The sequence below is a fragment of the Ciceribacter azotifigens genome (assembly GCF_048159625.1).
GTDB lineage: Bacteria > Pseudomonadota > Alphaproteobacteria > Rhizobiales > Rhizobiaceae > Allorhizobium > Allorhizobium azotifigens.
In genome coordinates, this window is the sequence record NZ_JBLQTA010000005.1 from 50,880 (window position 1) to 68,200 (window position 17,321).

A 17,321-nucleotide genomic window follows, 5' to 3' on the forward strand; every position below is an offset into this window, starting at 1 on the left:
GCCTGTTGACTTGCCACAAAGCCGCCTGTTCGCCGTGCCAAAAGGGCGGTATGCACAATATATGACGATGGGTCGGATGTCACGGATCACAGCAAGTCCGAAGATGCCGCGGCAGCGTCCCGCGCACGGTCTCTTCGCGCGACGTGGACCGCTGCGTCGCGTTCTGCGCTATGGCGGGATAGTCGCGATATTCATCTGTGCGTTGCTCGTCGCCGGCTTCCTGCGTTTTGCCGACCTCGTTACGACACTGAAACCGCCGACAGATGCCAAGGCCGATGCGATCGTCGTTCTAACCGGCGGATATCAACGGATCGATCAGGCGGTGGACCTCCTCCGGCGCGGCTCGGGCAACCGCTTGCTCATCTCCGGGGTTCATCCGGCGACGACGCCATCACAAATCCGGCGGATGACACAAAGTTCCAACGATCTCTTCGACTGCTGTGTCGACATTGGCTACCAGGCACTCGATACTATCGGCAACGCCAACGAAATATCCCGCTGGATTCACGACCGCGGCTATTCCCGGGTTTTGGTTGTGACCAACAACTACCATATGCCACGCAGCCTCATGGAGCTCCGGCGTATCGACCGCGCGACGGAGTTCATCGCCTATCCGGTCGTGAATTCCGACCTCAAGACGACGAACTGGTTTGCGAACCCGAGCGTTCTGCGCACGCTGCTTGCGGAGTACGGGAAGACCTTGGTCGCGTTCGCACGCGGTCTGGTGGGCTGGAGCATGGGAGACGGCTTGCGCTCGAGCACGACACTCGCCAAATCAGTCCGGTGATAGCGGTCCCGGGCGCTTTCTCTCGGACCTGATTTCGTATAGGCACGTCGCAACCACGTCGCGGGAAGCCTTTCATGATCGCCTTGCGTTCCATTCTCTTCAACACTGCTTTCTATCTGAATCTCATCCTGCGAATGATCGTGCTTTCGCCGATCTATTTCGTGATACCTCGCAAGAAGGCATTCTCGATCCCGAAGAACTGGGCGCTGTCCTGCCACTGGCTGATGAAGACGATCGTCGGAACCACATTCACGATCGAAGGGCTGGAGAACATCCCCAAGGGCGGATACATCCTGGCGCCGAAGCATCAGTCGTTCTGGGACACGTTCGCATTGCTGCCCTGGCTCGACGATCCGGTGTATATCCTGAAGCGCGAACTGCTCTGGATTCCCCTGTTCGGCTGGTACGCAAAGAAGCAACGGATGATCCCGGTGAACCGCGGCGCACGTGGCAAGGCCATGGCGGCGGTCATGGCGCAAACGGCCGACGAGGTGCGCAATGGACGACAGCTCATCATCTATCCGGAGGGAACGCGCCGCCCCCCCGGCGCGCATCCGGAATACAAATATGGCATCGCCCGGCTCTATCGCGATCTTCAGGTGCCGGTCGTGCCGGTGGCTATGCATCCGGGTCTCTTCTGGCCGCGCCGCAAATTCCTTCGTTTCCCGGGCCACTTCAAAGTGCGTATCCTGCCCCCGATCGAACCCGGGCTCGATCCGGACGCATTCTTCGAGAAACTCATGAGTGTCCTCGAAGCGGCAAGTGACGAATTGCTGGTCGAGACCGCGAGAGAAAACCCGCATGTTCCGCTCCCACCGACGGCAAAGCTCCGTCTCAATGAGCTTGCAAGAGAAGCATCGGCAAACGAGGACCGCTGACCGTCATATGGATTGCCCTTGGACGGGCCCGGTGGCATATCAACCGATTGCCGCTAGTACCTGTTCCAGCCAGTGATCCCTTATGCCCATCTCCTGCAAATGTGCGACGGTATTCGCGACATATGCCCGATTGGGACCGGATCGCCCGACTGCCTGGCTTACGATGCCCGCGGCGTCGGTAATCGTCATGGCGCCGGCATATTGCCGATGACTGCGATCCACTACGTAAGTGACCGCCGAAACAGTGCGGCCGTCATTGAGCGCTATCGGCATTGAGCGCTCGCGGTAAACATGGGTAACGAGTTCGCGTTCGCGCAGATAGCCGAGTGTGGCATCCCACTCCGGCGCAGCAACACGGAAGGCCACGCCGCGGCACGAACCTCCACGATCGAGGCCCAACACCAGACCCGGACGCTCCTCGGTTCCCCGATGCACCCATGAATGGACACAAAGCGAGCGCCGATAGCCGAAGGTTCGGGCTTGCACCCGCTCCTCGAAGGGGAAGCCGGGGTTCCACATCAGCGATCCGTAGCCAAAGACCCAAAATTCGTCCATATCCGGCATCATCTCAGTGCGTTCGAATTATCCCATCATGGAGTGCCCGATGGCATCGTCAACCCGATCCGGTCAGACAGCTGTGACACGGAAAATCGTCCTGCTCGGCGTGCTCGTCGTCCTGGCGATAGGCGTCTATAGCGGAGGCTGGATGCTCGCCGCAACCCTGATGCGACAGCGCGTTTCAGAACTCTTCGACGGCGGCGACACGGCAGGCGCTGAGGTTCGCTGCAACGATATGGATATCCGCGGCTATCCCTTTCGAATTGGTCTCTTCTGTTCGTCGATCACTGTTGATGACCGCTTCAATGGCATTTCCGCGTCGCTCGGCGCGTTCCGTTCCGCTGCCCAAGTCTACGCACCTAGCCACTTCGTTGGGGAAATGGATAGCCCTGCGGAGGTGCGATCGGCCCTCGGCTTCTCCTTCTCGGTGCAATGGGAGAAACTGCACTCCAGCGTTAGTGCCTGGTTCGATGGCCTGTCCCGCTCCTCACTCGTAACCGAGGGTTTGAAGATCGACGCCACAGCGGTGGCGGACGGCAGCACTGCCACGGTACAAACCGAGCATGGGGAGTTCCATATCCGCCGCAACGGAGAAGACCTCGACGCCGCTGCCCTGGTGACGAACGCAAGCGTCCTCATGCCGAAGGCCACACCACTCACTCTGCCGCCTGTCTCCGCCAGCCTCGACGTGACAATGCTCGGCAAGGCCGCCTTGCTCGATCCGGTGCATGACGCTACTGCCGCCGAGCTCTACGGGAGCAAGGGCGAAATCCGGCGGCTCGTGATCGATCTCGGGCAGGGTCGCGTCCTGACTGCCAGCGGTCCCTTGTCTGTTGGCGACGATGGCAACCTCTCTGGCAAGCTCCACCTGGAGCTTGAGAAGGTCGAGGGCTGGAAAGACGCACTCACGGTCGCCTTTCCTGACTCCGCGGTCGAATTCGACAACGCAGCGAAGGTGCTCGCCGCACTTTTCGGAGGGAAGGATTCCGGCTCCGCCGAGCTCATCTTGCATGAAGGCGTCGTCTCCGTCGGGATCATACCGATCGGTGTCCTGCCGCCCCTCTGATGATCAGCCCTTTTTCTCGTCCAGGGCGTGGCGGCCGAAGTCAGGCGCATCGACGTCCTGACCTGCTTCCACGATCGAGCGACGGATCGCCCGCGTGCGGGTGAAGAGCTCGAAGAGCTTGTCGCCCTCTCCCCAGCGGATCGCGCGCTGCAGGTAGGCGAGATCTTCCGAGAAGCGCGCCAGCATTTCGAGGATGGCGTCACGGTTATGCAGGCAGACATCGCGCCACATGGTGGGATCGGATGCTGCAAGGCGGGTAAAATCGCGGAAACCAGACGCGGAATACTTGATCACTTCCGATTCCGTAACCGTCTCCAGATCATCCGCCGTGCCGACGATGTTGTAGGCGATAATGTGCGGCAGATGGGAAACGATCGCGAGAACCTTGTCATGGTGCTGCGGGTCCATCTCGTCGACCCTCGACCCCAGCGCTTCCCAGAAAGCCCTGAGACGGGTTAGCGCTCCGGCATCGGTCCCCGGCAGTGGTGTCAGGATGCACCAGCGCCCCTTGAAAAGACCGCAGAAGCCGGCGTCCGGACCGGATTTCTCCGTGCCGGCGATCGGGTGTCCGGGCACGAAGTGGATACCCGGCGGCATATGGGGTGCTATCTGTGCGATGACGGACGCCTTCGTCGACCCGACGTCGGTAACAATCGCGCCGGGCTTCAGATGCGACGCAATCTGCCTGGCGACACTCTCCGACGCTCCGACCGGAACCGAGATGATCACGAGGTCAGCGCCCTCGACCGCCTCGGCGGCGGAAAGTGTGTAGCTGTCGCCGAGTTCCAGTTCCTCGGCCCGCTTCAGCGTATCCGCCGAACGGGTCGAGATCACGATCTTGCCGGCCAGTCGCTGGTCCTTCACGTCGCGTGCGATAGACGAACCGATAAGGCCGATGCCGATAAGCGCGATCTTTTCGAAATGCACGTCCGTCATCCGCGGCGCCCCATAAACTCACGCAGGGCGTCGATGACACCGAGATTGGCTTCGTCGCTACCGATCGTCATCCTGAGCGAATTGGCAAAACCGTACCCGCGGACTGCGCGCAGAATGTAGCCGCGGCTGGTGAGAAAGGCGTCTGCCTCCGCCGCCCGCTTGCCCTCCACGTCCGGGAAATGAATGAGCACGAAATTGGTGACCGAAGGCGTCACGTCGAGGCCGATCTCTGCAAGAGCCTCCGTCACCTTCTCCAGCCAGAGCCGGTTGTGGGTTACAGCCGTTTCCACGAATGCCTGGTCTCTGATCGCGGCAGCGCCTGCCGCAATCGCCGGCGCATTGAGATTGAAGGGCCCACGCACCCGGTTCATCGCGTCGACGATCTCCGCCGGGGCGTAGAGCCATCCAATGCGCAAGGCCGCGAGACCGTAGACCTTCGAGAAGGTCCGCGTCATCACGACGTTGCGGTTCCCCGAGACCAGCTCGATGCCGGCTTCGTAATCGTTACGGCGAACATATTCCGCATAGGCAGCATCAAGAACGAGGATGACATGAGCCGGCAGCCCGGCCTGAAGGCGGCGGATCTCGCTGACCGGCACGTAGGTTCCGGTCGGATTGCCGGGATTGGCGATGAATGCGATCTTCGTCTTCTCGGTGACGGCAGCCAGAATGGCATCGACGTCGACAGTGCAGTTCTTTTCATTCACCACCACCGGGGTGGCGCCGGCGCCCATGATCTGGATCTTGTAAACGAGGAATCCGTGCTCGGTGATGATGCCCTCGTCACCGGGGCCGAGATAGACGTGGCAAAGAAGCCCGAGCAGTTCATCCGAACCGTTGCCGCAGAGAATGTTCGCCATGTTCAGGCCATGAACCTCGGCAATCGCCTCGCGCAGGGCCGTTGCCTGTCCGTCCGGATAAAGCTCGAGATGGCCGGCGCTCTGCTTGAAGGCTTCAATCGCCGTCGGGCTGGGCCCGAGGGGCGTCTCGTTGGACGAGAGCTTGAACACGCGCTCGACGCCCGGAGCATGCTCCTTGCCTGGCACATAAGCGGCAATGTCGAGGATACCGGGGCGCGGCGTAGGCTTGGTCATGTCGCTGCTCGTCGAACTACTGGTGAGGTGATAACTACCGGCGGAGGCGCGGTTTCGGGTTCAGAGCCATTAGAACGGAAACCGCCATTTGTCGAGGGTTGCGCGCCTGCCGGAAGGGGTCATCCGTCGGCGGACTGCCGGACGGTCGGCACACCGCGCGGCGCCAGGGCGGGGGCAAAAACACGACGGGAGACGCGCGCCTTCACCGGAAGGCCCTGGTACAGCCGCTTCTGCGCTTCGACGATGATGACGCCGGAAAAGGCTGGCCAAATGAAACGGCCCACGCGCTCGAAGTTCCGTCGCAGGCGCAGCACGGCTCTTATCTTCGACGGCGGGAAAAACAGAGCCTCTGCACTCGCTCCGGGGGTGAAGTTCGTCTCTCTCAGCAAGGTTGTGAGCTGACCACGCGAATAGGGCCGTCCGGAGCCGAAGGGGGTATGTTCCATCCGCGCCCAGACGCCGCGGCGGTTCGGCACCACGATCACCAGCCGCCCGCCCGGGGCCAGCACGCGCCAGATCTCCTTGAGGGTTTCGCGCGGATCCTCAGCGAATTCGAGAGAGTGCACCATCAGCACACGATCGATGGAGGAGTCCGGAAGTGGTAGCTCCTCTTCAAAGACCAGTGCAGTGGCGGACGGTTCGCCGACAGGCCAGTTTACCGCGCCTTGTCCGGCCGGCATGAAGGCAAAGGTCCGTTCCGTATCGGCCCGGAAGCGATCCAGAAACGGAACGCAGTAGCCGAGACCCACGAGACGCTCCTGCGGCAGCCGGCTCCAGAGCGATGCGAGTGCCATCCCGATCGAGTGCTCGGCCATTCGCCCGAGGCGCGAATGATAGAATTGGCGGAGATCGACGATATCGACGTGCATGGGCAATTGATATCAGTCGCTGGTTGGACTTCAAGGCCAAAGACGTTACATTCCGCGCAACGAAGCAGAGACGGACGGATCCCATGAAGGCGTTGGAACTCGAAATCTTTCTTTGCCGCAGCGATAATTTCGGTGTCCTTCTCCACTGCCACGAAAGCAAGCTGACAGCATCGATTGACGCCTCTGAATACGCTCCGATAGTCGCCATGGCCGATCGGCGGGGCTGGAATATCACCCATATACTGACGACGCATCACCATGGAGACCACGTCGAGGCCAATCTTGCACTCAAGGATCGCTATCGCTGCGAGATCATCGGGCCGCGCAACGAAGCCGTGGCGATCCCGGGCCTCGATCGGGCTGTGGGTGATGGCGATTCGTTCGGCTTCGGAGGCCATGTCGTTCAGGTAATCGAGACTCCCGGCCACACGGCCGGTCATGTCTGCTATCATTTTCCCGACAGCAAGCTGCTGTTTGCCGCAGACACCCTCTTTGCGCTCGGCTGTGGCCGACTGTTCGAACGCCCGGCAGCCGACATGTGGCACTCCCTGCAGAAGCTTGCGGCTCTGCCCGACGAAACGGCAGTCTACTTCGGCCACGAATACACACTGGCGAATGCCCGCTTTGCCCTGACGATCGATCCTGATAACGAGCGACTGAAAACACGTGCCGACGAGATCGAGAGGCTGCGCGCGGAAGGCAAATTTACGATTCCGACGACAATCGGACTGGAGAAGGAGACGAATCCGTTCCTTCGGGCGTCAGATCCGGCAATCCGCCGCAATCTTCTGATGGAAGGTCGGACCAACGAGGAGGTCTTTGCGGAAATTCGCCGGCGCAAGGACCGCTTCTGATGCGCGCCGAAGACATCGTCGCGGCGCTCGGAATGCAACCTCATCCGGAAGGCGGCTGGTATTCCGAAACCTTTCGCGATGCGGCTGACATCGGCCGCGGTCATTCGACAGCGATCTATTATCTGTTGACGTGCGGCCAGCGATCGCATTGGCACCGCGTCAGGGACGCCGCGGAGGTCTGGCACTACTACGCCGGTGCCCCGCTTGCTCTTCATCATGCCGCGGATGGCGTCACCGCCGAGACGATCCGCCTCGGTCCCGCCCTGCTGAAGGGCGAGCGACCACAGGCCGTGATCCCCGCCAATTGCTGGCAGGCGGCCGAAAGCCTCGGGGAGTACACCCTGGTCGGGTGCACTGTCGCTCCAGGCTTCGACTTCTCCGCCTTCGAAATGGCACCTCCTGGCTGGTCACCGGGACAGGGCTAGAGGCTCGCTGCGGGCCTTGCGAGCGCCAAGGTGAGAATGCACTGGGCACCGTAATAGCTGATCCAGACATAGTAGGATGCAGCCCGGCTCATGGCATAGTTCGGCCTAAGCACGAACCGTTGCAGGGCGAGCACGGCGTCTGAGCTCATGAAGACGGCCGCCCCGAGAAAGACGGTCGGCGCCTGAACGATCAATGCAAGCAGTGCCATCCCGAGGATAACCAGGCCGTAGACGGACACCGCCACGCGATGCTGCCCTGCGTGTCTGCGCAGGAGCGGCAGAATGATAACGATCGCGGCCACCGACACCGCTCCGGCGGCAACTCTCCAGACCTCGGACGAAAGGACCGACGGAGCGGCCATCGAAACGAAGAGAGCCCCATATGCGAGGTGGGCTGCGAGGAACGATGCGAGACCATTCCTGAATGCGCCTTCTCCATCGTGCGCAAGAAAGGCGTCGCCCGCGGCGCTCAGAAGCAATGCCGCCAGCAGCAGCGCGGGTGCGTCGACGGACCAGGCAAATCCTGCGAGCAGGGTTACCGGCAGTGTCTTCGAGACTGTCCGGAGAACGCTCGGCGCGCGACCGAGAAAGGCGGTGTAGAACAGGCCGAGCGCAACCGACAACCACAGCCAGACAGCAGACGAGATTTCCATCCTTCTGCCCGCCGATTAACTGGCGACGGGCGCGATGGAAGCAGCAGATGGCATGGGCGAACGCACGAGGGCGGCCAAGAACCGGATCTGTGTCATCCTCGATCTCACCTTCCCCCTTGCGGGCGTTGACGATCCCGCGATGACCTCAGCCGTCGAACTTCACGGCCCTGATATAGAGCGGACCCATGCGGGTCGGCACGCGAGCGTAGACCGGAGCATATACCTTGAGCAGCGCCGTCTTGGCAAACCAGATCTCCATGTCGGTCGCCTGACGCAGATACTCGATATCCTTGCGCCCTTTGCGGAATCCGGATTTCGGAACATAGCGAATGGCGCAGACGATCGCCTCTCCTTCAACGTCGCCGACGGAAAAGCGCGAGCTTCCTTTTGGAGACAGGACCAGGTCCATCCGGCTCTCGCCGTCGAAGATCGGCAGTGTCCTGCGACAAACGTCCTGACCGTCCGGCACGATCATGCCGCTGATCGGATCCAGTACCGACTTCAGGTCGCGATCGGTAACATCGATCCAGTTGCGTGGCTTTCTTTTCGGTGTCGGCCTGATCTCGGCCTTGACGACGTTTCCGTTCCGGTAACGCACGTCATACGTCTGAACCTTGTTGTTGGACTTGTAGACGAGCGAATAGCGCGAAGCCTGCATCCGGTCCTTCATCAGCACCCCGGAAACACTGGTCTGTGCCGAGATCTTCGCGATGACGTCGACGATTCCGGCTGATCTGACATCGCCGGAAATGGTATAGCCGCTGCTGAGAACCTTCGTCACGAACGACGCATGCGCGATCGGCAGGATGCCGAGCGACACGTTGTATTCGGTCTCGTATCGGATGTCGCCCTCGGCTCCCGCGGGTGCGACGGAAGCCATCGCTGCGAATGCAAACGTCAGGACGCTCAGATAACGTTTCATGTAGCTTGGTCCGGCCCCTAAACTGAGCTGCGAGGGTAGAAGTCCCTTCGCGCAGGCTACCTTTGAACCAGAACATGGCAAGAAAATAGCATGCCGAGCGTACAATTGACGGAATCTCCGCCGTCAGGCTTGACGTGCGCGGCCAGTCTGACTATAGAACCGCAACTTTCCAATCATGCCTAGTTGGATTGCGCACCGGTTTTCCGGCACCGATCCGATGGCCAAGAAGAATAGGTGTATCATGTCCCGCAGTTGCGAATTGACCGGCAAGGGCGTCCAGTCGGGCCACAACGTGAGCCACGCGAACAACAAGACCAAGCGCAAGTTCCTTCCGAACCTGTGTGACGTCACCCTGATCTCGGACGCTCTCGGCCAGCGTTTCCGCCTGCGCGTTTCGGCCGCTGCCCTGCGCTCGGTCGAGCATCGCGGTGGCCTCGACGCCTTCCTTCTGAAGGCTGACGAGAAGGAACTGAGCATGCGCGCCCGCCTGCTGCGCCGCCAGATCGTCAAGAAGACCGCCGAAGCCGCGTAAGCGTCTTCGAGGCTGAAGGATCGTAAGGCTTGTGCGGCTTGCGCCGCTCAGGCCTTTTCCTTTTGAAAGAACCGTCCCTCCAACTGGTGGCATCACCCAGGATAAAAAAATGCAGATGACACGCTATATCTTCATCTACAGCCTGTTGATGACGGCCGTCGTGGTCGCATCGAACATCCTCGTCCAGTATCCGCTTTCCGGCGAGCTCGCGGGTATCCAACTCGGCGACATTCTGACCTACGGTGCGTTCACCTACCCGGTCGCGTTTCTGGTCACCGACCTGACGAACCGCCAGTTCGGCCCGGCGATTGCCCGCAAGGTTGTCTTCGTCGGCTTCCTCGTCGGTGTAGGACTTTCGTTCGCGACGTCACAGCCCCGCATCGCGATCGCGTCCGGATCGGCCTACCTCGTCGGGCAATTGCTGGACATCGCCGTCTTCAACAAGCTGCGCCGGATGACCTGGTGGAAGGCCCCGCTCTTTGGCTCGATCTTCGGCTCGGTGACAGATACGGTGATCTTCTTCTCCCTGTCCTTTGCCGCGATTTTCAGTCTCATTGGCCCGAATGACGATTTCGCAATCGGCTCGGCACCGATCCTCGGAATCTTCGCCTTGGAGGCCCCGCGCTGGGTCTCGTGGGCGATCGGCGATTTCGCCGTCAAGATGCTGGTGGGGCTCATCATGTTGCTGCCCTACGGAGCGCTGATGAATACGATCCGCCCGATGACGCCCCTGAAGAGCGTCTGACGGGATAACCCGATCAGGAGATGGCCGCCGGCTGATGCCGTGCGGCCATTTTCATTCGACGAGACGGAATTCCAGAAGCAGCGTCCGCTGCAGGATCGAATGGTTGTCGTCCGACACCATAAAGAGATGCACGGAACCGTCTTCGGCCTGAACAGCGTCAAGCCCCTCCATGTTGTCAATCTGGTAACCGAGATCCGCTTCAAGGATCGTGTCGCCCTCGACGACGGCTCCGGGTCTCAATGTGTCGCCGGATATCCTCACGATACGCATTCCGACGCCATCGGAGAGATTGAAGCGACGCTGGAGCAAGAGCAGGTCGCCACCGGGAAGAAAAGCCCCATCCGTGACGTCGAAGTCGTCGCTCGTTCTGACGCGGAATGCGCCACGCAACGGTCCGTCGAGAATACCGGCGAGGCGGTACTCATCCCGGTTGCGGCTCTTCTCGGCCACAGCCACCAGAGCGCCTCCGAGAGGGCTTGCAACCGGCGACAACGCAAGCGTCTCCAATCCACCATTGTTGCGCAGCTCGTCGGTCACAAACGGCAGGGGCAGGGATTCGCCGGGCAGTGCCGTCTCGAACTTGGAAAGCGGCGAGAAGACAGTGACGCGGTGGCGCTGCTCATAGCTCACGACCACCTCGTCTCCACGGATCGCGAGGCTCTCCGCGTCAACCGACCATTTGTTCTGGTTATAGCTGCCGTCGACGTCACGCATTGACGTCAGCCACACGTCGTCCACGCCCGAGAGACGTCCTTCGCCGTCGCGCCGGATTTCGCCCTTCAGCCAGTGGCCGGTATCGAGCACGCCGATGAAATGCCGCCCATCGGGCAGGAAGCGGATCGAGGACCACGCACCGAACGCCATCTCGGCCGAGGACAATTCCAGTCCCCCGAGAAATTCGAGTGCCCCGAAACGAGTGGTTTGCGACGCACGGTCGAAGAGATGGATCGGCGCGCTCGCGACCGCGATGTGCTCGGGCTCCTCGGCAACCCCGTCATGCACCATGAGAGCCGCCCCGACGAAGAGGGCGGCACCGATCTGTACGAAAATTGAAGGTTTAGCCCGCACGGCGCAAGCGATCGCCCCGCGGCGCCCGGGATTTGTCCTCGAAAAGCGCCGCAAGCTGCTCGGTCATCGCGCCCGCCAGCTCATCGGCGTCGACGATGGTCACCGCGCGGCTATAGTAACGGGTGACGTCATGCCCGATGCCGATTGCCAGCAGCTCGACCGGCGACCGGCTTTCGATCTGATCGATCACGGCACGCAGATGCCGCTCCAGATAGTTGCCCGGATTGACCGACAGCGTGGAGTCGTCGACCGGCGCGCCGTCGGAGATCATCATCAAGATCTTTCGCTGCTCACGGCGGCCGAGCAAACGGCTATGCGCCCACATCAGTGCCTCGCCGTCGATATTTTCCTTGAGCAGGCCTTCGCGCATCATCAGGCCCAGATTGCGACGCGAACGGCGCCAAGGGGCATCGGCCGACTTGTAGACGATGTGCCGGAGATCGTTGAGGCGACCCGGCGTCGGCGGCTTTCCGCTTGCAAGCCATTTCTCGCGGGACTGGCCGCCCTTCCACGCCTTGGTGGTAAAGCCGAGAATCTCGACCTTCACGCCGCAGCGCTCGAGTGTGCGCGCCAGGATGTCGGCGCAGGTCGCGGCGACGGTGATGGGGCGCCCGCGCATCGAACCGGAATTGTCGATGACCAGCGTTACGACAGTATCCCGGAATTGCGTGTCGCGCTCCATCTTGAAGGAGAGCGGCTGCATGGGATCGATCACCATGCGCGTCAGGCGAGCGGTGTCGAGATAGCCTTCCTCGAGATCGAAGTCCCAAGAGCGGTTCTGCTGCGCCATCAGGCGACGCTGCAGCCGGTTCGCAAGGCGTCCGACGGCGCCCTGCAGATGCGCAAGCTGCTTGTCGAGGAAGGCGCGCAACCGATCGAGTTCCGCTTCGTCGCAAAGCTCCTCGGCCGTGATGACTTCGTCGAACTCCGTCGTGTAGATCCGGTAGTCGACCTTCTCGTTGAAATCGTCGAAGGGGCTCGCCGGACGACGCATCTCACCGGGCGTTTCGGAATCATCCTCACCCTCGTCCATCATCTCGTCTTCGGAGATCTCGGCGCCGTCCATCTCGCCTTCTTCCATCTGCTCTTGGGAGGCTTCGCTCTCCTCCGCAGGCGCAGCGTCCTGGCCGGCTTCTTCCTCAGCGCTTTCCTGATTTTCCTCGTTGCTGCGCGGCTGATCCTCGTCGGTCGTATCTTCCTGTTCGCTTTCCTCGGACTCGTCGCCGAAGTCCTCGGCCATTTCCATCGCGCTCAGGATATGGCGCACGACCCTCGCAAACGCCTGCTGGTCATTGATGGCGCCGCTCAGCCCTTCGAACTCGCTCGAAGCCTTGTCCTCGATGAAGGGGCGCCAGAGATCGAGAACCTTGCCCGCACTTTCCGGCGGCTTCTCACCCGTCAGCTTTTCCCGCACCAGCATCGCCATGGCTTCGGAGAGCGGGGCATCCTCCTGCCGGCTGATGCCGGAGAAATTTGCCTTGGCGTATTTCTCGGCGTTCATCATCTGGAGGTTCGCGGCCATGCCACGCATCCGCAAGGCGCCGATCGATTCGACCCTAGCCTGTTCGACGGCGTCAAAAACCGCGCGGGCATCGACGCCCTGGGGCGCCATGGCCGAATGGACCTTCTGGTCATGACAAGCGAGCCTGAGGGCCATGGAGTCGCCGAGCCCGCGCGTCACGGCGAGCTCGTGCGCTGTGGGACGCTTGGAGAGTTCGGGCAAACGCACGCGCTCGCCCGCGAGGCCCGGACGCTCGTTGGCGAAGACAACCTCGACTTCACCGTTGCCGGCCACCGAGCGAACACACCCGGTGATCGCCCGTCGCAGCGGTTCCGTATCCGCCGCCGAACCTGACTTTGCCCTGATATTGTCGCCCGGCCCTGCCATCGTCAGAATGCTTCCTTACGCACCGAGAACGATGTTCGCGGCACTCTCCTTCAATTCGACCCCGAAGGCGCGCTGGTACTGTTCCGCGACCAGGTTGCGCTCGAGTTCGTCGCACTTGTTGAGGAAGGTAACACGGAAAGCGAACGCGACGTCGCCGAAGATTTCGGCATTTTCCGCCCAGGTGATGACTGTGCGCGGGCTCATCACGGTCGAGAGATCGCCGTTCATGAACGCCGATCGGGTGAGATCGGCAAGCCGCACCATGCGCGAGACGGTCTCGCGGCCCGCCTCTGTCGAGGCGAAGCTCTTCACCTTGGCGAGCACGATGTCGACTTCCTTCTCGTGCGGCAGGTAGTTGAGCGTGGTCACGATCGACCAGCGGTCCATCTGTGCCTGGTTGATCTGCTGTGTGCCGTGGTAGAGGCCCGTCGTATCACCGAGCCCGACGGTGTTGGCCGTCGCAAACAGACGGAACGCCGGATGCGGACGGATGACACGGCTCTGGTCGAGGAGCGTCAGGCGGCCGGAGGATTCCAGAACACGCTGGATCACGAACATCACGTCCGGACGACCCGCATCGTATTCGTCGAACACCAGAGCGACGTTGTGCTGGTAGGCCCAGGGAAGGATACCGTCCTTGAACTCGGTGATCTGCTTGCCGTCCTTCAGAACGATCGCGTCCTTGCCGACCAGGTCGATACGGCTGACGTGGCTGTCGAGGTTCACGCGGACGCAGGGCCAGTTGAGACGAGCCGCAACCTGCTCGATATGCGTCGATTTGCCCGTCCCGTGGAAGCCCGACACCATCACGCGCCGGTTATGCGCAAAACCGGCGAGGATCGCGAGCGTGGTTTCGCGGTCGAAGAGGTAGTCGGGATCAAGATCCGGCACGTAGGCGTCGCCGGTGCTGTAGGCCGGGACACGGATGTCACTGTCAATTCCGAACACCTCCCGGACGGAAATGGTCGTGTCGGGAAGATTGGACACGTCAAGGTCAATTTTGCTCATCGTCTCTCCATGCCGGACGGCGACGACCGGCTGCATATAGAATGCGTATTTCGTAGCGTTTTCGACTAACAGAAGCCAGACTGCTTTAGCAGTTGATACGCTTGGATAACAGCGCGAAAACGGTCTTCCGATCCCCTATCGCCGCCATTTGCGTCCGGGTGATGCTTTTTCACAAGCTCCTTGTAGCGGCTCTTGATCTCGCTCGCAGACGAGCTCCCCGGAAGGCCGAGCGTGTCGAGCGCCTTGGCTTCCAGGCTCTTGAGTTTTCGGGCCTGCGGCGGGAAGCGTGCACCCGCGCCGCGGGACTGTCCGACAAAACCAAAGGGGTCCTTGACCCGCGAATGCGTTCCGGCCGTACCGGAACGCAACGTCGAATGCAGTGGACTATTCCGCGCCGCCTTGTTGACGCCGACCGTCCAGGTCGGGCGATGACCGGTGATCGCCTCCTTCTGATAGCGGGCGATCTCGGTGTCCGACAGGCCGGAGAAGTAGTTATATCCCTTGTTGTATTCCTTCACGTGCTCGAAGCAGAACAGGAAAAACTGCCCCTCCGCATTGCGACCGACCGGCGCGCGATGGACTCCGGCCTTGTCGCAGCCATCCCACTGGCACGTCGGCGTGGCAGGACCGGCATCCTGCTCCTTCTTGCGACGGGTGCGGATGCGATCGAAGTATTTTGAGTCGAGGTTCATCATCGAATTATGGGGTTCCGCTTGCCTTGCGGCAAGAATTGACAAATCAGAATGTTCTTGGCTTTGTGGGAGCTTTTCGCTCTCGCAGCAAAGTCGGAGATAGCCTTAATGTCGGTCCGCTCAACAATAGAAGCCAAGCTCGTCGACGCCTTTCATCCGGAGCGCCTGCTGGTGCTCGATGAAAGCATGCAGCACGCCGGACATCAGCCCGGCATGACCGGATCCGGCGAGACGCATATGCGCATCCGGATCGTGGCCGACGCATTCTCCGGAATGAGCCGTGTCGCCCGCCACAGGGCCATCACCGACCTCCTGACGGCGGAGTTCGACGCCGGCCTCCACGCCCTCGCTATCGAGGCTGCCGCTCCCGGCGAAGAGACACGCTGGTAGAACGCAAACACAGCGACTTCGATCCGCGGCATTTCTCCGCGGATCAACGCCATTTCGCCGCCCCGGTTGAGAGCGAGACGAGCGCACTGGAGCAGCGCGATGGGGCGCATGCCGGGCGGGAACAATTATCCCGGATGCTTTTCCTGAAGGAAGCTGGACACCTCCGAGGCCGCGACATCGTCGGCAACAAACGACTGGCCGATGCCGTGGGTCAGGATGAATGTGAGCTTGCCGCCCTTGACTTTCTTGTCCTGGGCGATCGCCTCCATCAATATATCGGTCGGCGGAAGCTCGCCTTCAATATCCCCCATCGTCGTCGGAAGGCCGACGGCCTTGAGATGGGCCGCAACCCGCTCGGCGTCGTCCGGGCTCGCGAGATTGAGGCGCGCGGAAAACTGGTGCGCCAGCACCATACCGATTGCAACCCCCTCCCCGTGGACGAGACGCTTGCTGTCATACCCGGTCGCCGCCTCGAGTGCGTGGCCGAAGGTATGGCCGAGATTGAGCAACGCGCGACGCCCGAGTTCGCGCTCGTCGGCAGCGACCACTTCCGCCTTCGCCCGGCAGCTCGTGGCAATCGCCTCGGCACGCGCCTCACCGCCGGCGAAGACATCCTTCCAGTTTCGTTCGAGCCATTCGAAGAAGTCTGGCTTGTCGATCAGCCCGTATTTGACCACTTCGGCGTAACCTGCCCGGAATTCACGCTTGCTCAGGCTGCCGAGGACCGCCGTATCCGCAAGCACGAGATCCGGTTGGTAGAACACGCCGACAAGGTTCTTGCCCTGGCGGGTATTGATGCCCGTTTTGCCGCCGACCGAAGAGTCCACCTGCGCCAGAAGCGAGGTCGGGATCTGCACGAAACGGACACCCCTGCGGACAATCCCGGCTGCAAAGCCGGTCAGATCACCGATCACGCCGCCGCCAAGTGCGATGACGGCGTCGTTGCGCTCGATCCGGGCCTCGAGGAGAACATCACAGACCCGCATCAGATGCTCGAAGCTCTTGGTCTTCTCGCCTGCCGGCAGACTCAGCGACACAGCCTCGATCCCATCCGTCTGCAGGCTGTCCATCAACGCGTCGAGATAGAGGGGACCGACATGCTCATCGGTAATGATTGCAGCCTTACGCCCCTTGATGCGGGTGGATATCTCGCCACCCGCGCGCGCGATCAGGCCCCTCCCAATAAGGATGTCATAGGCCCGGTCACCGAGCGGCACATGGACGAGACGTTCCGAACTCTCAACTTCACTCATATTTGCGGCCTTTGGTACAGTATTCCACGATCGCCTCGAGCACCTCGTCGACGATGACTTCCTTGCGCTCGTCCCGCGACTGAACCGTCACGTCCGCCAGTCCATAGACTGGATAGCGCTGGTTCATCAGGTTTTCGAGCGTCTGCTTCGGATTTTCCGTCTTCAGCAGAGGGCGATGATCGCGCTTGTTAACACGCTCCCAGAGCACATCCAGATCAGCCTTCAGCCACAACGAGATCCCACCGCGCTCGATCTGCCTGCGCGTCTTTTCGTTGATGAAGGCGCCTCCTCCGGTCGATATCACCCGCGGACCGGTTCTCAGAAGCCGCTTGATGACCCGCGTCTCTAGCTCGCGGAACTCGCTCTCGCCATAGGCGGCAAAGAGTTCGCTGATCGTCATCCGTGACACCCGCTCGATTTCGGCATCGGTATCGACGAAGGGAAGACCGAGCTGCGAGGCCGTCATGCGGCCGATCGCCGACTTCCCGGCGCCCATCAGTCCGACGAAGACCAGATTTCTGCGCCCGAGCGCTGCGCGGGCACGCGCACTCAGCGACGGGGCAAGGGGTGGGGTCAAATCGGTCATCGGCCTATTCACGTCTCTTTTGAGAACGGTATTGACAAATGCGGGCCGAGCGTCAAGCCACAGTGACCGAAAGAGGTACCCGCCGCGGGCTTGCAACGGCTGCAAGCCCTCTTCATA

20 protein-coding genes are annotated in these 17,321 nt (G+C 61.4%); 8 read left to right on the forward strand and 12 right to left on the reverse strand.

The annotated features are described in order from the left end of the window. The first annotated feature begins 76 nt into the window (after positions 1-76). Together ACM6UT_RS09655 and ACM6UT_RS09660 are read left to right on the forward strand one after the other, a co-directional pair. Positions 77-787, forward strand: coding sequence for a YdcF family protein (locus ACM6UT_RS09655; RefSeq protein WP_416797132.1), 711 nt, complete (start codon positions 77-79; stop codon positions 785-787). A 74-nt stretch (positions 788-861) separates the two neighbouring features. After that, positions 862-1,665: a lysophospholipid acyltransferase family protein gene (locus tag ACM6UT_RS09660; RefSeq protein ID WP_416797133.1), complete on the forward strand. Its 804-nt coding sequence runs from the start codon at positions 862-864 to the stop codon at positions 1,663-1,665. A 39-nt stretch (positions 1,666-1,704) separates the two neighbouring features. Here ACM6UT_RS09660 and ACM6UT_RS09665 read toward each other — a convergent pair whose 3' ends face one another. Next, positions 1,705-2,220: a gamma-glutamylcyclotransferase gene (locus ACM6UT_RS09665; RefSeq protein ID WP_416797134.1), complete on the reverse strand. Its 516-nt coding sequence runs from the start codon at positions 2,218-2,220 to the stop codon at positions 1,705-1,707. A gap of 49 nt (positions 2,221-2,269) precedes the next feature. Here ACM6UT_RS09665 and ACM6UT_RS09670 point away from each other — a divergent pair, with 49 nt between their 5' ends. Further along, positions 2,270-3,289 carry a DUF2125 domain-containing protein gene (locus ACM6UT_RS09670; protein WP_416797135.1) on the forward strand — a complete coding sequence of 340 codons (1,020 nt, stop codon included), beginning with the start codon at positions 2,270-2,272 and terminating at the stop codon, positions 3,287-3,289. Between the two features lie 3 nt (positions 3,290-3,292). Here ACM6UT_RS09670 and ACM6UT_RS09675 read toward each other — a convergent pair whose 3' ends face one another. The 3 genes from ACM6UT_RS09675 to ACM6UT_RS09685 form a co-directional block, all read right to left on the reverse strand. Next, entirely contained in the window at positions 3,293-4,225 is a 933-nt protein-coding gene (locus ACM6UT_RS09675) for a prephenate/arogenate dehydrogenase family protein (RefSeq protein WP_416797136.1), read from the reverse strand. After that, complete coding sequence (gene hisC / locus ACM6UT_RS09680; RefSeq protein ID WP_416797137.1) at positions 4,222-5,319, reverse strand: histidinol-phosphate transaminase; 1,098 nt, start codon at positions 5,317-5,319, stop codon at positions 4,222-4,224. Before hisC ends, ACM6UT_RS09675 begins: the two co-directional genes overlap by 4 nt. 119 nt (positions 5,320-5,438) lie before the next feature. Beyond that, positions 5,439-6,188, reverse strand: a complete 750-nt coding sequence (locus tag ACM6UT_RS09685) for a class I SAM-dependent methyltransferase (RefSeq protein WP_416797138.1) — start codon at positions 6,186-6,188, stop codon at positions 5,439-5,441. Positions 6,189-6,271: 83 nt separating this feature from the next. Here ACM6UT_RS09685 and gloB point away from each other — a divergent pair, with 83 nt between their 5' ends. Both gloB and ACM6UT_RS09695 read left to right on the forward strand, forming a co-directional pair. Next, positions 6,272-7,042 (forward strand): hydroxyacylglutathione hydrolase, encoded by a 771-nt coding sequence (gene gloB / locus ACM6UT_RS09690; protein WP_416797139.1) that lies wholly within the window; start codon positions 6,272-6,274, stop codon positions 7,040-7,042. Next, complete coding sequence (locus tag ACM6UT_RS09695; RefSeq protein WP_416797140.1) at positions 7,042-7,467, forward strand: cupin domain-containing protein; 426 nt, start codon at positions 7,042-7,044, stop codon at positions 7,465-7,467. Before gloB ends, ACM6UT_RS09695 begins: the two co-directional genes overlap by 1 nt. On the opposite strand, the gene ACM6UT_RS09700 is transcribed toward ACM6UT_RS09695, so the two are convergent. Further along, positions 7,464-8,120: a lysoplasmalogenase family protein gene (locus tag ACM6UT_RS09700; protein ID WP_416797141.1), complete on the reverse strand. Its 657-nt coding sequence runs from the start codon at positions 8,118-8,120 to the stop codon at positions 7,464-7,466. The genes ACM6UT_RS09695 and ACM6UT_RS09700 overlap by 4 nt on opposite strands. 145 nt (positions 8,121-8,265) lie before the next feature. Next, the gene (locus tag ACM6UT_RS09705) at positions 8,266-9,042 is read right to left on the reverse strand and encodes a DUF3108 domain-containing protein (RefSeq protein ID WP_416797142.1); all 777 of its coding nucleotides are present in this window, start codon (positions 9,040-9,042) and stop codon (positions 8,266-8,268) included. A gap of 241 nt (positions 9,043-9,283) precedes the next feature. Here ACM6UT_RS09705 and rpmB point away from each other — a divergent pair, with 241 nt between their 5' ends. Then, positions 9,284-9,574: a 50S ribosomal protein L28 gene (gene rpmB, locus ACM6UT_RS09710; RefSeq protein ID WP_129334129.1), complete on the forward strand. Its 291-nt coding sequence runs from the start codon at positions 9,284-9,286 to the stop codon at positions 9,572-9,574. Positions 9,575-9,683: 109 nt separating this feature from the next. Continuing rightward, on the forward strand, positions 9,684-10,319 hold the full coding sequence (locus ACM6UT_RS09715) for a queuosine precursor transporter (protein ID WP_416797143.1): 636 nt from the start codon (positions 9,684-9,686) through the stop codon (positions 10,317-10,319). Positions 10,320-10,370: 51 nt separating this feature from the next. On the opposite strand, the gene ACM6UT_RS09720 is transcribed toward ACM6UT_RS09715, so the two are convergent. The 4 genes from ACM6UT_RS09720 to ACM6UT_RS09735 all read right to left on the reverse strand — a co-directional run bounded on the left by ACM6UT_RS09720 (position 10,371) and on the right by ACM6UT_RS09735 (position 14,975). Continuing rightward, positions 10,371-11,324 carry an esterase-like activity of phytase family protein gene (locus ACM6UT_RS09720; protein WP_416797144.1) on the reverse strand — a complete coding sequence of 318 codons (954 nt, stop codon included), beginning with the start codon at positions 11,322-11,324 and terminating at the stop codon, positions 10,371-10,373. A gap of 52 nt (positions 11,325-11,376) precedes the next feature. After that, positions 11,377-13,275 (reverse strand): cobaltochelatase subunit CobT, encoded by a 1,899-nt coding sequence (gene cobT, locus ACM6UT_RS09725; RefSeq protein ID WP_416797145.1) that lies wholly within the window; start codon positions 13,273-13,275, stop codon positions 11,377-11,379. Positions 13,276-13,290: 15 nt separating this feature from the next. Next, complete coding sequence (gene cobS, locus ACM6UT_RS09730) at positions 13,291-14,283, reverse strand: cobaltochelatase subunit CobS (RefSeq protein ID WP_129333839.1); 993 nt, start codon at positions 14,281-14,283, stop codon at positions 13,291-13,293. Positions 14,284-14,348: 65 nt separating this feature from the next. Further along, entirely contained in the window at positions 14,349-14,975 is a 627-nt protein-coding gene (locus ACM6UT_RS09735; protein ID WP_416797324.1) for a J domain-containing protein, read from the reverse strand. Between the two features lie 108 nt (positions 14,976-15,083). Between ACM6UT_RS09735 and ACM6UT_RS09740 the strand changes: the two genes are divergently transcribed. Then, on the forward strand, positions 15,084-15,365 hold the full coding sequence (locus ACM6UT_RS09740; protein WP_416797146.1) for a BolA family protein: 282 nt from the start codon (positions 15,084-15,086) through the stop codon (positions 15,363-15,365). A 125-nt stretch (positions 15,366-15,490) separates the two neighbouring features. Here the strand turns inward: ACM6UT_RS09740 and aroB are convergent, their stop codons facing one another. Continuing rightward, entirely contained in the window at positions 15,491-16,618 is a 1,128-nt protein-coding gene (gene aroB / locus ACM6UT_RS09745; RefSeq protein WP_416797147.1) for a 3-dehydroquinate synthase, read from the reverse strand. Next, positions 16,611-17,204, reverse strand: coding sequence for a shikimate kinase (locus ACM6UT_RS09750; RefSeq protein ID WP_416797148.1), 594 nt, complete (start codon positions 17,202-17,204; stop codon positions 16,611-16,613). The genes aroB and ACM6UT_RS09750 overlap by 8 nt, the downstream gene beginning before the upstream one ends. Positions 17,205-17,321 lie beyond the last annotated feature (117 nt).

Coding starts and splice junctions, on each gene's coding strand:
- ACM6UT_RS09655 (WP_416797132.1), top strand. CDS start 77: ATGTCACGGATCACAGCAAGTCCGAAGATGCCGCGGCAGCGTCCCGCG.
- ACM6UT_RS09660 (WP_416797133.1), top strand. CDS start 862: ATGATCGCCTTGCGTTCCATTCTCTTCAACACTGCTTTCTATCTGAAT.
- ACM6UT_RS09665 (WP_416797134.1), bottom strand. CDS start 2,220: ATGGACGAATTTTGGGTCTTTGGCTACGGATCGCTGATGTGGAACCCC.
- ACM6UT_RS09670 (WP_416797135.1), top strand. CDS start 2,270: ATGGCATCGTCAACCCGATCCGGTCAGACAGCTGTGACACGGAAAATC.
- ACM6UT_RS09675 (WP_416797136.1), bottom strand. CDS start 4,225: ATGACGGACGTGCATTTCGAAAAGATCGCGCTTATCGGCATCGGCCTT.
- hisC (WP_416797137.1), bottom strand. CDS start 5,319: ATGACCAAGCCTACGCCGCGCCCCGGTATCCTCGACATTGCCGCTTAT.
- ACM6UT_RS09685 (WP_416797138.1), bottom strand. CDS start 6,188: ATGCACGTCGATATCGTCGATCTCCGCCAATTCTATCATTCGCGCCTC.
- gloB (WP_416797139.1), top strand. CDS start 6,272: ATGAAGGCGTTGGAACTCGAAATCTTTCTTTGCCGCAGCGATAATTTC.
- ACM6UT_RS09695 (WP_416797140.1), top strand. CDS start 7,042: ATGCGCGCCGAAGACATCGTCGCGGCGCTCGGAATGCAACCTCATCCG.
- ACM6UT_RS09700 (WP_416797141.1), bottom strand. CDS start 8,120: ATGGAAATCTCGTCTGCTGTCTGGCTGTGGTTGTCGGTTGCGCTCGGC.
- ACM6UT_RS09705 (WP_416797142.1), bottom strand. CDS start 9,042: ATGAAACGTTATCTGAGCGTCCTGACGTTTGCATTCGCAGCGATGGCT.
- rpmB (WP_129334129.1), top strand. CDS start 9,284: ATGTCCCGCAGTTGCGAATTGACCGGCAAGGGCGTCCAGTCGGGCCAC.
- ACM6UT_RS09715 (WP_416797143.1), top strand. CDS start 9,684: ATGCAGATGACACGCTATATCTTCATCTACAGCCTGTTGATGACGGCC.
- ACM6UT_RS09720 (WP_416797144.1), bottom strand. CDS start 11,324: ATGGTGCATGACGGGGTTGCCGAGGAGCCCGAGCACATCGCGGTCGCG.
- cobT (WP_416797145.1), bottom strand. CDS start 13,275: ATGGCAGGGCCGGGCGACAATATCAGGGCAAAGTCAGGTTCGGCGGCG.
- cobS (WP_129333839.1), bottom strand. CDS start 14,283: ATGAGCAAAATTGACCTTGACGTGTCCAATCTTCCCGACACGACCATT.
- ACM6UT_RS09735 (WP_416797324.1), bottom strand. CDS start 14,975: ATGAACCTCGACTCAAAATACTTCGATCGCATCCGCACCCGTCGCAAG.
- ACM6UT_RS09740 (WP_416797146.1), top strand. CDS start 15,084: ATGTCGGTCCGCTCAACAATAGAAGCCAAGCTCGTCGACGCCTTTCAT.
- aroB (WP_416797147.1), bottom strand. CDS start 16,618: ATGAGTGAAGTTGAGAGTTCGGAACGTCTCGTCCATGTGCCGCTCGGT.
- ACM6UT_RS09750 (WP_416797148.1), bottom strand. CDS start 17,204: ATGACCGATTTGACCCCACCCCTTGCCCCGTCGCTGAGTGCGCGTGCC.